We start from the raw sequence: 13,255 nt of genomic DNA, 5'->3' as shown, positions 1-13,255 counted from the left end.
TACGGAAAGGCAACCATTGTTGGCCTGTTTTGGCGTCAGTCGCCGCTGTTTTCCACTTGGGCGTCGGCTTCACGGTCCAGCAGGTATTGGGTCAGCAGACCCACCGGGCGACCCGTGGCGCCTTTCTGCTTGCCGGAGTGCCAGGCTGTGCCCGCGATGTCCAGGTGCGCCCAGGGGAAGTGGTCGGCGAAGCGCGACAGGAAGCAGGCCGCCGTGATGGTGCCTGCTGGGCGGCCACCAATGTTGGCCAGGTCGGCAAAGTTGGAGTCCAGCTGCTCCTGGTACTCGTCCCACAGCGGCAGGTGCCAGGCGCGGTCCCAGGCGGTTTCACCGGCGTCCAGCAGGTCGAGGGCCAGGTCGTCGTCATTGGCCAGCAGGCCGGTGGCGTGATGGCCCAGGGCAACGATGCAGGCACCGGTCAGCGTGGCGATATCCACGACGCTGGCCGGCGTGAAGCGCTCGGCGTAGGTGAGCGCATCGCACAGCACCAGTCGGCCCTCGGCATCGGTGTTGAGCACTTCGACGCTCAAGCCCTTCAGGGTCTTGATGATATCGCCCGGCTTGGTGGCAGCGCCGTCGGGCATGTTCTCGGCCGCAGCGACGATGAACACCGCATTGAGTTTGGGCTTGATGGCCAGCACGGCTTTGACGGTGCCGAACACGCTGGCGGCGCCGCCCATGTCGAACTTCATCTCGTCCATGCCTTCGCCGGGCTTGAGCGAGATGCCGCCGGTATCGAAGGTAATGCCTTTGCCGATCAGCACGTGGGGCGCTTCGTCGGCATCCTCGGCACCTTGATACTTCATCACGATCAGGCGCGAGGGTTCGCGGCTGCCGCGACCCACGGAAAGTAGCGAGTGAGCGCCCAGCGCTTCCAGCGCTTCCTCATCCAGGATGTCGACGGCCAGCGCACCTTGTGAATCGCGCCCCAGCGCTTCGGCCTGTTCGGCCAGGTAGCGGGGCGTGCAGACGTTGCCGGGCAGGTTGCCCAAGGTGCGAGTGAAGTTGATGCCTTGCCCAATCGCGCAGCCCAACGCGGCGCCTTGTTTGGCCAGCAGGCCTTCGGCAGCGTCCGTCACGATCAGGTGAAGCTTGGCCAGGGTGGGCGGTTTGGCGGGCGCGAACTTGAAGTGATCGAAGCGGTAGAGGGCACGCTCGGCAGCTTCGAGGGTCTTGCGCGCTTTCCAGCTGGCATCGCGGCCTTCCAGCGGCACGTCGGTGAAGGTGGCGCTGGCTTCATCGATAGGTAGCTTGACCAGCGCTGTCATGGCTGCATCCAGTGCCTTGAGGAAAGCGGCTTCCTGGCATTTGCCGCGCTCTCCCAGCCCGACCATCAGCAGGCGCTCGGCGCCGAGCCCCGGCGCAAAGGGAATCATCTGCACATTGCCCAGGGCGGCGTCGAAGTCACCGCGGCTCAGCAGTTGGCCGATCAGCCGCTCGCTGGCATCGTCGAGTTTGGCGACAGCGGGGAGTAAGTCGCTATCCTTGTAGACAGGCAGAACGAGGCAAGCCGTTTCGGCTTTGGCTGGGTTTGCGGTCTGAACGGAAAATTCCATGACGTCTCCAACAAGACAAGCAACGAGTGATTCGGGATAATGCCCCGTCATTTACGACCAGTGTGATCAGTGTATCCAGTTCAATGAATAGTGTACCCAAGCCACGGGCGCATTGCATGGCAACCTGCACCGCTAGCCGGAGAGTACGTTGATATTATTTCGGTACTTAACTCGTGAAGTATTACTGACCATGTCTGCGGTGGCAGGCATTCTGCTGCTGGTGATCATGGGTAGCCGGTTCATCCGCTATTTCTCGGATGCGGCCGAGGGCGATTTTCCCGTGACGATTCTGGGCAGCCTGATGGTGTTCCATCTGCCTGGGTTCATGGAGCTGATTCTGCCGCTGTCGTTTTTCCTCGGCATTCTGCTGGCGTATGGCCAGCTCTACATGAACAGTGAAATCACCGTCATGGTGGCCTGTGGCATGAGCCCGACCCGGCTGCTGCGGGTGACGCTGCTGCCCGCTTCCGTGGTGGCCGTGCTGGTGGGGCTGTGCAGCCTGTGGCTGACGCCTGCCGGGGCCTTGCAAACCGAAGCCACGCTGGAAGAGCAGCGTAGCCGCCTGGACGTCTCGGTACTGGCCCCCGGACGTTTTCAGGATTTTGGCGGCGGGCGTACCGCGTACATCACCGATTTCAGCAGCGATGGCCGACAGATGCAGGAAGTGCTGGTGCACGAACAGGCGCGACCAGGGGCCGAACAGCCGCACAGCTACGTGACCCGGGCCGGGTCGGGCTACCAGGAAACCAGCGTCGAGACAGGCAGTCGCTTCCTGGTGCTGGAAAACGGTGAGCGCTACGGCGTCACCCCAGGACTTCTGAATGCCGAACGTCTGACCTTCGAGCGCTATACCCTGCGGCTGGGTTTGAGCCGAGACCGTCAGGAGCTGGATTCTCTTGAGTATGCCAGTACCCTTGAGCTGTGGAACGACGCAAGCCCCCGCGCCCAGGCGCAGTTTCAGTGGCGGGTAGGCCTGCCGCTGATGGTCTTCGTGCTGGCCCTGCTGGCACAGCCGCTCTCTCGGGTGAACCCGCGCCAGGGGCGCTTTGCCAAGCTGCTGCCTGCGGTGTTTCTGTATGTCGCGTATCTGAGCCTGCTGCTGGCGGCGGTGGATGCCATCGGCGGTGGCTCGCTGCCTACGGCTATCGGCGTATGGCCGGTGCATGGCCTGTTCCTGGGGCTGGGCTGTTTGCTGCTATGGCACTCGCAACGGAAAGGAATGCGCTAATGCTGAATGGGTTGATGGGGGCTGACCGCCTGGATCGCTATATCGCCCGCAACGTGCTGGCGGCCATTATCGTCGTGCAGTGTGTCTTGCTGGGGCTGGACATCACGATTGCCTACATTGGTGACTTGAGCGATACCCAGGGCGATTACACCGCTCTGGATGTGCTGCTGTATCTGGCCATGCGCCTGCCGTGGCGTTTTTATCAGTATGCGCCGGTGGCGGTGCTGATCGGCGCGCTGATTGGCCTGGGCAGCATGGCCTCCAGTAACGAGCTGACCGTGATGCGGGCAGCGGGTCGCTCGCTGGCGCGTATCGTATGGGGCGTCATGAAACCGGTGCTGCTGGTCGTCGTCGTGGTGCTGCTGGTGGCCGAGTTCGTGACCCCGCGCACCGAACAGTACGCCGAAGCCTGGCGGCTGGAGCAGCGCCAGGGCGAAGGCGCGATGCTGACCAGTCGCAGCGGCTGGCAGTTCGAAGGCGACAGCGTTTACCGTTTTGGCGCCAGCCGTGCCGACAACGTGGTGCTGGATTTGACCCGTTACCGCTTCGACGAACGGCGGCTGGTGGAGGCGACCCATGCGCAGCGCGCGCACTGGGAAGAGGGCGCCTGGGTGCTGGAAGAGGTCACCACGACTCGGATATACGATGCTCGGACCGAATCGGACTATGAGCAAACGACTGCCTGGGACACGGATCTGACGCCGACGCAGCTGGAACGCTTGCTGCGCGATATCCAGAGCCAGGCACCCAGCGAACTCTGGGCCTATGCCCAATTCCTCAAGAGCCAGGGGCTACAGGCGGACCAGCCGCTGCTCTACTTCTGGCAGAAGGTGCTGCTGCCGCTCACCATGGGCTCGCTGGTGCTGATCGCGGCGTCCTTCGTGTTTGGCCCGCTACGTACCGTGGCGGCGGGGACGCGGGTCTTCTATGGCGTGGTTACCGGGCTGCTGTTCAAGTACGTGCAGGACCTGCTGGCCCCAGCCTCCACGCTGTTCGGGTTTTCGCCGGTCTGGGCCGTTCTGGTGCCCACCCTGGCCTGTGCGGCGGTGGGCATCTACTTCCTGCGCCGTAACGGTTGAGCGGGGCATATGCATTGAAAAGAGGATGGAAAGAGTGACCCATACAAGACGCTTCACCCAGTTAGACAGCGTGTGGCCTGCGGGGCTGGGACGTCGTCTGGGCGCCATGATTTACGACGGTTTTCTGGTGCTGGCCATCTGGATTGCGGCCACCGTCGCCCATCTGGCGTTCTTTCGTTTCGTACTGGGCCAGACGGCAGATGAAATCGGTACGACGACGCTGGACATCTGGAGCTTGCGACTGATGCTGGTGTTCTTCGTGACGCTGTTTTTCGTTTATGCCTGGCGGCGTGGCGGCATGACCCTGGGGATGCAGGCCTGGCGGCTTCGCGTGCAAACGCTGGACGGGCACGCCATCTCCTTGCAGCAAGGCCTGATTCGCTGTGCGGTGGCCTGGGTGTCGCTGGCAGCTTTGGGGCTGGGCTATTGGTGGGTGCTGTTCGACCGGCAGCGCAGAAGCTGGCCAGACATCGTATCGCGCACGGAAACCGTGGTGCTGCCCAAGAAGTGATAAAAATAATGAAAAAATTCGAGCGACGAAAAGGATGAAAAATAGCTTTTCGTCAATCGGTTAGCTATCCATTAGCAGAGCCTCAAGAAGAATCGCTACTAAAGAGTAGTGTCTTCTACTTGAAAAGATGTATGCGAATCATTTACATTCACCTCATGTCCTTTATGAGGTGCCGCCATGTACGTATGCGTGTGCAAGGGAGTAACCGACCATCAGATTCGCCAGCAAGTGAGCGACGGAGCGCGCAGCTGGCGAGAAGTGCGTGAAGCCACCGGCTGCGGCACGCAGTGTGGCAAATGCGCCTGCTATGCCAAGTCGCTGACCCGAGAAGCGGTTCAGGCGGCCCGCGCCGAAGCCGACATGAGTCTCGCTTACGCCGTATGACGCGAATCACTCTTGTTGGTTTTATATTTAGCAAATAGCTGATTTCCTTGAATTTTTTTTATACCCGCCTATACTCCCGACAACGTTGGGAGTAAGCCTTTTTATGGCCTATACTCCTTGTTTGACGCAGCTGTAATCAACAGCACTGTACGCTAAAAGAAGGTGACGGCATGAAAGGTGATCCGAAGGTCATTCAGCATCTCAACATCGCACTCGGCAACGAACTGGTCGCCATCAACCAGTACTTCCTGCACGCCAAGATGTACAAGGATTGGGGTCTGAAAACCCTGGCCAAGTGGGAGTACGACGAGTCCATCGAAGAGATGCAGCACGCTGACAAGCTGATCGAGCGCATCCTGTTCCTGGAAGGCATCCCCAACCTGCAAGACCTCGGCAAGCTGCACATCGGCGAGAACGTCAAGGAAATGCTGGAAGCCGATCTCAAGATCGAGCACGACGGTCGCAACGACTACATCGAAGCCATCACCTACTGCGAAAGCGTCAAGGATTACGTGACCCGTGACCTGCTGCGCGATCTGCTGGCCGATGAAGAGGGTCATATCGACCACATCGAAACGCAGCTGAAGCTGATAGAGCAGGTCGGTATTCAGAACTACCTGCAAAAGCACATGGCGCTGGCGACCGACGAAGAGTAACGCGCCAAGCCGGGCGTGCACTGCATCGCCCCGCCAACCAAAACGGGCAGCCCCAAGGGGCTGCCCGTTTTTTATGCGCTTCGGGATAGATGGCGGGTCACTGGCCCTGAGGCGCCAGCTGGCCCGCCGGATTCGCTGGGGCCTCGAGAACGGGTTCATCGACGCTGAAGGTCGTCCGGCTCAGGCGACGTACCCGCTTCATGAACAGCGCGATGCACACCAGCGTACCGCACGCGGCAACCACGTAGCTGACCTGCAGCGGCAGGTTGAAGCCAATGGGGGCGTAGGCGAGGTAGGTGAACGTTGCCATGGTCATGAAGACCGCCGGAATGGAGGTGATCAGGTAGGGCTTGCGTGAGAGTACCAGGTACATCGTCGCGGTCCACAGGGCGATGACGGCGGTGGTCTGGTTGGCCCAGGAGAAGTAGCGCCACAGCAGCGTGAAGTCCATGTGGGTGAGCGCATAAGAGGCCACGAACAGCGGCAGCGCGATCATGATGCGCTTGGCGATCGGTTTCTGGCCCACTTTCAGATAGTCGGCAATGATCATGCGCGCACTGCGGAAGGCGGTGTCGCCGGACGTGATGGGCAGCACGATGACACCCAGTACCGCCAGCGTGCCACCGACGGCGCCCAGCATGGTGGTAGAGACTTCGCTGACCACGGCGGCCGGGCCACCGGACGCCAGCACGTCGGACAGGGACTGGTCGCCGTAGAACAGGCTCATGGCGGCGGCGGCCCAGATCATGGCAATCACGCCTTCGGCAATCATCATGCCGTAGAAGATTTTGCGGCCGCTGGTTTCGTTTTCAGTGGTCCGCGAGATGATCGGTGTCTGGGTGGCATGAAAGCCGGAAAGCGCACCACAGGAAATGGTCAGAAACAGCAGCGGGAAAATGGGCGCATTGTCTGGGTGCATGTTCTGGAAAGAGAGTTCGGGAATGGGCGCACCAGTGACCACGAGGCCGATGCCGATACCGGCGGCGCTGAACAGCAGCAGCGCTCCAAAGTAGGGGTAGATACGGCCAATCACCTTGTCGATGGGCAGCAGCGTGGCCACCAGGTAATAGGCAAAGATGGCCAGGATGATCAGCGTGACCGAGAAAGAGGTCATGTTGGCCAGCAGGGCAGCGGGCGACGTCACGAACACCGTACCCACCAGCAACAGCAGCAAAATGGCAAAGCCGTTGACCACGTGCTTCATGGCTTTGCCCAGAAACTTGCCAGCCAGTTGGGGCAAGTGCGCGCCGTGATTGCGAATCGAGATCATGCCGGTCAGGTAGTCGTGAACGGCTCCGGCGAAAATACAGCCAATGACGATCCAGACGAACGCCACCGGGCCGTACAGCGCCCCCAGGATCGGGCCGAAAATAGGGCCTACGCCTGCAATGTTAAGCAGCTGGATCAAGGAGTTGCGCGTCGTATTCATCGGCACGTAGTCGATGTCGTCGCGCATGCTGAAAGCGGGAGTCTGGCGCTTACGATCAGCGACAAACACGCGCTCGACGAACTTTCCGTAGGTAAAGTAACCCACGATCAGCAGCAGTATCGAGAGAATGAAGGTAATCATGTAAAGCACTCAACAGGTCTGGGGGAGTGCGTGGCCCTTGATGGGCCACGCTTATTTAGCCGGAAGGAATGTACAGAGACCTGTCAGGTCATGCCTTACAACTTTAGTGGTTGACGACTTTAGTGGAATTACGAGCTGATCACGCCACACGCCATGCGAGCACCGCCGCCGCCCAGGTGAGGTTCGTCATCGTAGGTGTCGCCGCCTTCATGAATGATCAGGCTGCGGCCCAGCACGTCTTCCATGCTCAGGCGCGGTGCCAGCACCGGCAGGGTGGCTTCTCCGTCCTCATTGACGGTCAGCACCGGCAAATCACCCAGGTGGCCATCGCCATAGGGGCCCTGGTGGGTGTCGGTCTCTTCGGGGTCGTAGTGGCCACCAGCCGCTTGCGCTGCGGTCATCTCGCCATCTTCGTTTTCAGCCGGGTCGCAGCTGGCGTTTTCATGCATGTGAAAGCCGTACACGCCTGGCTCCAGATCACTCAGGGAGGGCGTGAAGAGCACGCCGTGGTCGGTATGCTCGATGGCGATGGTACCAATCGACTCTTCGATACCTTCAGCGCTCACCTTGTGTATCTCGACGTCCAATGCTTCATTGGCCTGTGCCGCGCCTGCCAACAGCAGGGCCGCAGCGATACCGGTCAGCGGTAATGAATAGCGCATGTGATGTTCTCCCGAATCCTTGGAAAGAGTGTAGAGCCTTGCCCATTCAAGGTAGCTGGCTAAGGTGGACTTTGCCAACTTGGCGCCCATGAAGAGTTTTAATATCTTTCAAATTCAATAGTGTAGCGGTTAGTGCTTGGGTACGAGGCACCAGCGTATCGAGTAGGCAGTACTCCTCATCAGTATGCATTTTCGCGCCAACCGGCCCGAGACCACACAGGGTGGGAACGCCCAGGCTGGCCGTCCAGCCTGCATCGGAACAGCCGCCGGTAAATTCACCATCGACATCAAAGCCAACGTTGTTAGCCTGAGCCTGGTAAAGAGCAAACAGTTCGCTGCTCATACGCTCCTCAAGCGGATAGAACTCCGATGTCTGCTCAAGGGTGGCCATCGTGCCGGGAATCTCGGCTTTGGCGATGATCGCTTCAATGGCTTGATAAAGCTGGTCACGCTGAGCGGTGGTGACAAAGCGGATATCCAGCTCGGCAGACGCAAAAGGGGCAACGGTATTACGAGATACCCCGCCGGTGATGGTGCCTACATTGGTGGTAATGCCTGCCTCGTAATCGGTCAAGGCGTGCAGCTTGATGATTTTTTGAGCCAGTGCTTCGATGGCGCTGGCGCCATCGGCATGGCTAACGCCGGAGTGGGCGGCTTTGCCGGTGACCTTGATCAAAAAACCAGCACCCCCTTTACGGCCTGTCACCACGTTGCCACTTATCCGCCCAGGCTCGACGTTCAAGACGGCCCGTGCTCCCTGGGCGGCGGCCTCGATGAACGACCGCCCATCTGGCGAGCCTATCTCCTCATCGGCGGTAAACAGGGCACGAACGGGCAGTGGGCAGTGGGGTAGGCGGCTAAGCGCGCGTAGCACAAAGCAGTTCATCACCAAGCCGCTTTTCATATCGGCCACACCAGGGCCAAAGCCAAGGTTGTCTTTTTGGCTATAGCCTCGGCCTGCCACGGTGCCGGTCGGAAAAACCGTATCCCGGTGGCCCATGAGAAGTACGTGGCCTTGGCCAGCGCTCCCGATTTGCGCCTCTAAAATATCGCCTGAATGTGGGCGTTGATGGCGTATCACCGTAATGCCATCCTGCTCAAGCCACTGGGTGATCAGGTTGGCCACCGCATCGTTACCGGATTTGTCGTAGCTGTTGGAGTCGATATTGACCAGGGCCTCCAGGCAGTCAATCATCGCCTGCTGTTGTCCCTCTAGCCAATCGCACGCCTGTTGTATCAGCGGCTCTTGCATGACGCTCGCTCCTTATGGATCTCTGCTCCGTGGGCACCCAAATCCCAGAATAACCCCGCCATCAATATAAGCGCTTCTGAGGCAATGCTACCCAACAGATGTTCGTCTGGGGCGTGTTGCGAACAGGAAGGGTAGGAGTGGGGAACCCATAGAGTGGGTAAGCCAAGCGTCTCGGCAAATACGTCGTTAGGCAATGACCCGCCCAGGTTAGGCAGTAGTGTGGGCGTTTTATTGGTCGATAGCTGCATCGATGTTAATGCCCAGCTCACCCAGGGGTCTTCAGGATCAAGCCGCGTAGCATTCATTTGCGACATACGCGCAGCACTGACATCAATGTCGTCAAAACCATACTGGTCAAGGTGGCGGCGCAAATGGGCCAGAAAGTTATCTTGGTCGCTGCCCACCACATAGCGCAACTGACAGTGGGCGTAGGCGTGGGGAGGAATCGCATTGGCGGGGGCGTCAGGGTTGCCTGCCTTCATGGCAAGAACCTCTAACGTGTTCCATCCAAACAGCCGCTCGGCGGGAGATAACCCAGGCTCGCCCCAGCCGGTATCGATGGCTGGGGCATTGTCGCCGACGCCCACCTCAAGCAAGGCAAGCGCTTGGCGCACGGCGTCGGGTATTGGCGCTGGGCGTAACCCTTCAATCTGGATCACTCCATTGGCGTCTACCAATGTGGCAATCGCATTGGTTAACCGTACGGCAGGATTCTTGAGTACGCCGCCCCAGTTGCCCGAGTGGTGGGCACCTTCACGGGCCTGCAGTTTAAGATCAAAGTTGAACGACCCCCGTGAGCCTAAAAACAGCGTCGGTGAATCGGCATTTAAACGCGGCCCGTCCGAGCCAATAAACACATCGGCGGCGAGGCGGTCACGGTAGCGGTGGCAGACCTCTTTCAAGCCGGGTGAGCCCGTCTCTTCACCCATTTCCAAGACTATTTTGACATTATAGCCCAAGCGCCTATTTCGGGCTTTTAACACGCAGCCCAGCGCGGCCAGATTGATGGTGTGCTGGCCTTTATTATCCGCCGTGCCGCGGCCATACCAGCGATCCCCTTGTCGGGTGATTTTCCAGGGCGAAAGGCCTTCCGCCCACTGATCATCATAGCCGCGGATGACATCACCGTGGCCGTAGGTCAAGACGCTGAAGGTCGCTTCTGGCTCCACTCGCTCCGCCAGTAAGAAGGGCCCAAAACCGGCGACAGGGTTATCGATGATTTCCCAGCTAAAACCGAGCTGCTCGATGTCGGGAATGATGTGTTCGGTGAGGTAATCGTGCAGCTCTTCAAGCCGGTTGGGCTCTTGGCTTTCACTGCGAACGGCGATCCGCGGCGCGAGCTGATGATAAAACGCTCCGCTGTCAAAATAGGCTTTAGCATTGTCTAGGGCGTGTTGGCGTGTCATGAGCATTCCTTCTTCAGGCAAAGTGGCAGGCGACACGCGCCTGGTTTTTCTGGGCAATGGCACTCAGGGTTGGCGCTTGCTGGCCACACGTCGGCTGCGCCATGGGGCAGCGTGGGTGAAAGGCACAGCCAGAGGGCGGACGGCTGGGGTCGGGTTGGCCCGCGCCCAAGCCAATGTCCGGCACGCCCAAGCCTGGCTCTGGGGTTAGTGCTGATGCGAGCAGCGCTTGGGTATAGGGGTGGCGGGGCGAAGTGAAAATTTGCTCGCGGGTGCCTTCTTCCACTATTCGGCCCAGATACATCACCGCGAGCCGGTCGGCCAAATGTTCGACCACGGCAAGGTCATGGCTGATAAACAGGTAGGTAAGGCCAAACTCATCTTTCAGGTCGAGGAGCAAGTTGAGGATCTGGGCCTGAACCGACACATCCAGGGCGGAAGTGGGTTCGTCACAAATCACCAGATCCGGGCGCATGATCAGTGCCCGGGCAATGGCCACCCGCTGGCGCTGGCCGCCAGACATTTGCCCTGGGTATTGCTGGGCAGCGCGCTTGGGCAGCCCGACCATGTCGAGCATCTCGTCCACTTTGGCCGCCTGCTCCTTGGGGGTACCAATGGCGTGAATGCGTAGCGGCAAACCGACGATCTGGGCAATGCGTTGGCGTGGGTTCAGCGATGAGTAGGGGTCTTGAAAAATCGGCTGAATATGGCGGGCGAGTGCTTTTTGGTTTGCGTTTACAATCGCCTTGCCGTTGATCAGCACATCGCCTCCGCTCGGCTTGGTGAGCCCCAGCAGCATTTTGGCCAAGGTGCTTTTACCACAGCCTGATTCCCCCACCAGCCCCATCACCTGACCGCGGGGAACGCGTAGCGACACCTCATTCACTGCCTGTAAGGTTCGCCCCTGGCGCAACATGCCACCGCCGAGCGTGAATGTCTTTGACAGCGAACAGAGTTCAAGGGCATGGGGGGCACTGGCACTGGTGGAAAGTACATTGGTGGAAATGGCAGGGGTCGAGAGCGCGGGACTATTCATGACACTACCTCCGGCGCGTTTGATGAGGTGGCGCTGGCCAAGGAGTGTGCAAAATGGCAGCGGGCGGCGTGACCGCTAGCAATCTTGTGGAAAGAGGGCGCGGTGTGGCACATCGGGTCAGCTTTGTCGCAGCGATTGCAGAAGGCGCAGCCCTCGACTTTGCCGACAAGGCTGGGCACCACGCCAGGAATGGCCTTGAGGCGGCTGCCGGGCGGTGTTTTGCCTGGCGCCGGTATACAGCGCAACAACCCCTGCGTATAGGGGTGGCTGGGGGCCTCGAAGAGCGCTTGGGCGGAAGCCGTTTCAATCACTTCACCGGCATACATCACCGCGACCCGGTCGGCGATGCGGGCGACAACACCCAGGTCGTGGGTGATGAAAATAACCGCGGTGCCAAACTCCTGTTGAAGGTCGCGTAGCAGGTGGAGAATTTGCGCCTGAATCGTCACGTCCAGGGCGGTGGTGGGCTCATCGGCGATAATCAGATCGGGCTCGCACATTAACGCCATGGCGATCATCACCCGCTGGCGCAACCCACCCGAGAGCTGATGGGGATATTGGTGCATGCGTTCGGCGGCAGCGCTGATTCCCACGCGCTCTAATAAATAAATCGCCCGGTCTTGGGCGGCTTTGCGTGATACCCGCTGGTGACGGCGCAGCGCCTCGCATAGCTGGTTGCCCAGGGTGTAAGCAGGGTTGAGCGCTGTCATGGGCTCCTGAAAAATCATTGCCATGCGGGCTCCACGTAAATTGCTGCGCTCACGCTCCGTCATATTGATCAAATCAATGCCGTCGAAGTCGAGGCAGTCGGCGCTGATTTGCGCTTTGCGCGGTAGCAGGCCCATCAAGGCCAGCGAGGTCATCGATTTGCCGCACCCCGACTCGCCCACCAGGCAGAGCATTTCACCGCGCTCGACGTGAAAGTCGATACCCCGCACGGCGTGAAGGGTGCCCTTGGCGACCGGTAAATCAACACGCAGCTGTTTCACTGTTAACAGATTACTCATGGCGGCCTCCCGAGGTCGTCATGTCGCGCAGGCCGTCACCCAGCAAATTAATCGCCAGCACAAGAATGAAGAGTGCGCTGCCGGGGATGGTAATGACCCATGGTTGGAAGAACATATAGGCTTTGCCTTCGGCGATCATCAGCCCCCAGGAGGGCGAGGGTGGTTGCACGCCCATGCCCAGAAATGACAGCGTCGCTTCGAGCAAAATGGCGTTGGCGACTTCCAGGGTAGCTACCACGATGAGGGCTCCGGCGATATTGGGCAGCACTTCGCGTAGCAGAATGTAGGGAAGTGGGCAGCCCAACGCGCGGGCGGCTTGCACATACTCCGCATCGCGCAGCTGCAACGTGGCCGAACGGGCAACCACCGCAAAACGATCCCAAAGCAGCAGCCCCAGCAGTAGCGTGACGGTGAGCATCGATCCACCAATCAGCGAGGCCATGGCCAGCGCCACCAGTACCACCGGCATCGCCAGTCGCGTGGTGAGCAGGTAGCTGACCACTGCATCCACACGGCCACCAAAGTAGCCAGCCAACACGCCCAAGGTGGTGCCAATCAAACCGGAAATCAGTGCGACCACGATGCCGATGAACAGTGAAATGCGGGTGCCAAAAATCAACCGGCTAAGATAGTCGCGGCCGAGTCGGTCGGTGCCCAAGGGGTGTGTCCAGCTGCCGTTGTCGTGCCAAACAGGGGGCACCATACGATTCGCGGTGTTCTGCAAATAGGGATCGTGGGGGGCTAGCCAGGGGGCCAGCAGTGCCACCATGCAGAGCGAGGTAATGATCAACAGCCCAATGGCTAAACTGCGGTTTTTTAGCATGCTGCGTAACAGGCGAGACTGCCAGGTAGCCACCAAGTGCGGCTCTGACGCCAGCTGTGGGGAAAGGATCTGTGCCATGGTGTTCTCC

At 59.8% G+C, this 13,255-nt stretch carries 13 protein-coding genes; 5 read left to right on the top strand and 8 right to left on the bottom strand.

Translation table 11 applies throughout. The features are described from left to right. Nucleotides 1–35: 35 nt before the first annotated feature. Nucleotides 36–1,556, bottom strand: a complete 1,521-nt coding sequence (locus tag RVM26_RS12485; RefSeq protein ID WP_498938932.1) for a leucyl aminopeptidase family protein — start codon at nt 1,554–1,556, stop codon at nt 36–38. A gap of 148 nt (nt 1,557–1,704) precedes the next feature. Here RVM26_RS12485 and lptF point away from each other — a divergent pair, with 148 nt between their 5' ends. From lptF to bfr, 5 genes are all read left to right on the top strand, one after another. Beyond that, entirely contained in the window at nt 1,705–2,784 is a 1,080-nt protein-coding gene (lptF, locus tag RVM26_RS12480; RefSeq protein ID WP_144980399.1) for an LPS export ABC transporter permease LptF, read from the top strand. Next, a complete protein-coding gene (gene lptG, locus RVM26_RS12475; protein WP_498938930.1) occupies nt 2,784–3,863 on the top strand; it encodes an LPS export ABC transporter permease LptG in 1,080 nt (359 codons plus the stop codon). Before lptF ends, lptG begins: the two co-directional genes overlap by 1 nt. A gap of 25 nt (nt 3,864–3,888) precedes the next feature. Beyond that, complete coding sequence (locus RVM26_RS12470; protein WP_498938928.1) at nt 3,889–4,374, top strand: RDD family protein; 486 nt, start codon at nt 3,889–3,891, stop codon at nt 4,372–4,374. Nucleotides 4,375–4,551: 177 nt separating this feature from the next. Then, nucleotides 4,552–4,758: a (2Fe-2S)-binding protein gene (locus tag RVM26_RS12465; RefSeq protein ID WP_096922113.1), complete on the top strand. Its 207-nt coding sequence runs from the start codon at nt 4,552–4,554 to the stop codon at nt 4,756–4,758. Nucleotides 4,759–4,928: 170 nt separating this feature from the next. Further along, nucleotides 4,929–5,414 (top strand): bacterioferritin, encoded by a 486-nt coding sequence (bfr, locus tag RVM26_RS12460; protein ID WP_016914994.1) that lies wholly within the window; start codon nt 4,929–4,931, stop codon nt 5,412–5,414. A gap of 97 nt (nt 5,415–5,511) precedes the next feature. Here the strand turns inward: bfr and RVM26_RS12455 are convergent, their stop codons facing one another. The 7 genes from RVM26_RS12455 to RVM26_RS12425 all read right to left on the bottom strand — a co-directional run bounded on the left by RVM26_RS12455 (nt 5,512) and on the right by RVM26_RS12425 (nt 13,245). Continuing rightward, nucleotides 5,512–6,984, bottom strand: coding sequence for a carbon starvation CstA family protein (locus RVM26_RS12455; RefSeq protein WP_287804230.1), 1,473 nt, complete (start codon nt 6,982–6,984; stop codon nt 5,512–5,514). 128 nt (nt 6,985–7,112) lie between these two features. After that, nucleotides 7,113–7,646, bottom strand: coding sequence for a superoxide dismutase family protein (sodC, locus tag RVM26_RS12450; protein WP_189462696.1), 534 nt, complete (start codon nt 7,644–7,646; stop codon nt 7,113–7,115). Between the two features lie 46 nt (nt 7,647–7,692). After that, nucleotides 7,693–8,898 (bottom strand): M20 family metallopeptidase, encoded by a 1,206-nt coding sequence (locus tag RVM26_RS12445; protein WP_498938924.1) that lies wholly within the window; start codon nt 8,896–8,898, stop codon nt 7,693–7,695. Continuing rightward, the gene (locus RVM26_RS12440; RefSeq protein ID WP_498938922.1) at nt 8,883–10,304 is read right to left on the bottom strand and encodes a M20 family metallopeptidase; all 1,422 of its coding nucleotides are present in this window, start codon (nt 10,302–10,304) and stop codon (nt 8,883–8,885) included. The genes RVM26_RS12445 and RVM26_RS12440 overlap by 16 nt, the downstream gene beginning before the upstream one ends. Before the next feature lie 13 nt (nt 10,305–10,317). Beyond that, nucleotides 10,318–11,337, bottom strand: a complete 1,020-nt coding sequence (locus RVM26_RS12435; RefSeq protein WP_498938920.1) for an ABC transporter ATP-binding protein — start codon at nt 11,335–11,337, stop codon at nt 10,318–10,320. Then, complete coding sequence (locus tag RVM26_RS12430) at nt 11,334–12,344, bottom strand: ABC transporter ATP-binding protein (protein ID WP_498938918.1); 1,011 nt, start codon at nt 12,342–12,344, stop codon at nt 11,334–11,336. Before RVM26_RS12430 ends, RVM26_RS12435 begins: the two co-directional genes overlap by 4 nt. Beyond that, nucleotides 12,337–13,245, bottom strand: coding sequence for an ABC transporter permease (locus RVM26_RS12425; protein ID WP_498938916.1), 909 nt, complete (start codon nt 13,243–13,245; stop codon nt 12,337–12,339). The genes RVM26_RS12430 and RVM26_RS12425 overlap by 8 nt, the downstream gene beginning before the upstream one ends. Nucleotides 13,246–13,255: the final 10 nt, after the last annotated feature.

It is taken from the genome of Halomonas sp. KM072 (assembly GCF_050710315.1).
Lineage (GTDB): Bacteria > Pseudomonadota > Gammaproteobacteria > Pseudomonadales > Halomonadaceae > Vreelandella > Vreelandella hamiltonii.
Note: the sequence above shows the minus strand (reverse complement) of the source record. Positions and strands in the feature narration are given on the sequence as shown.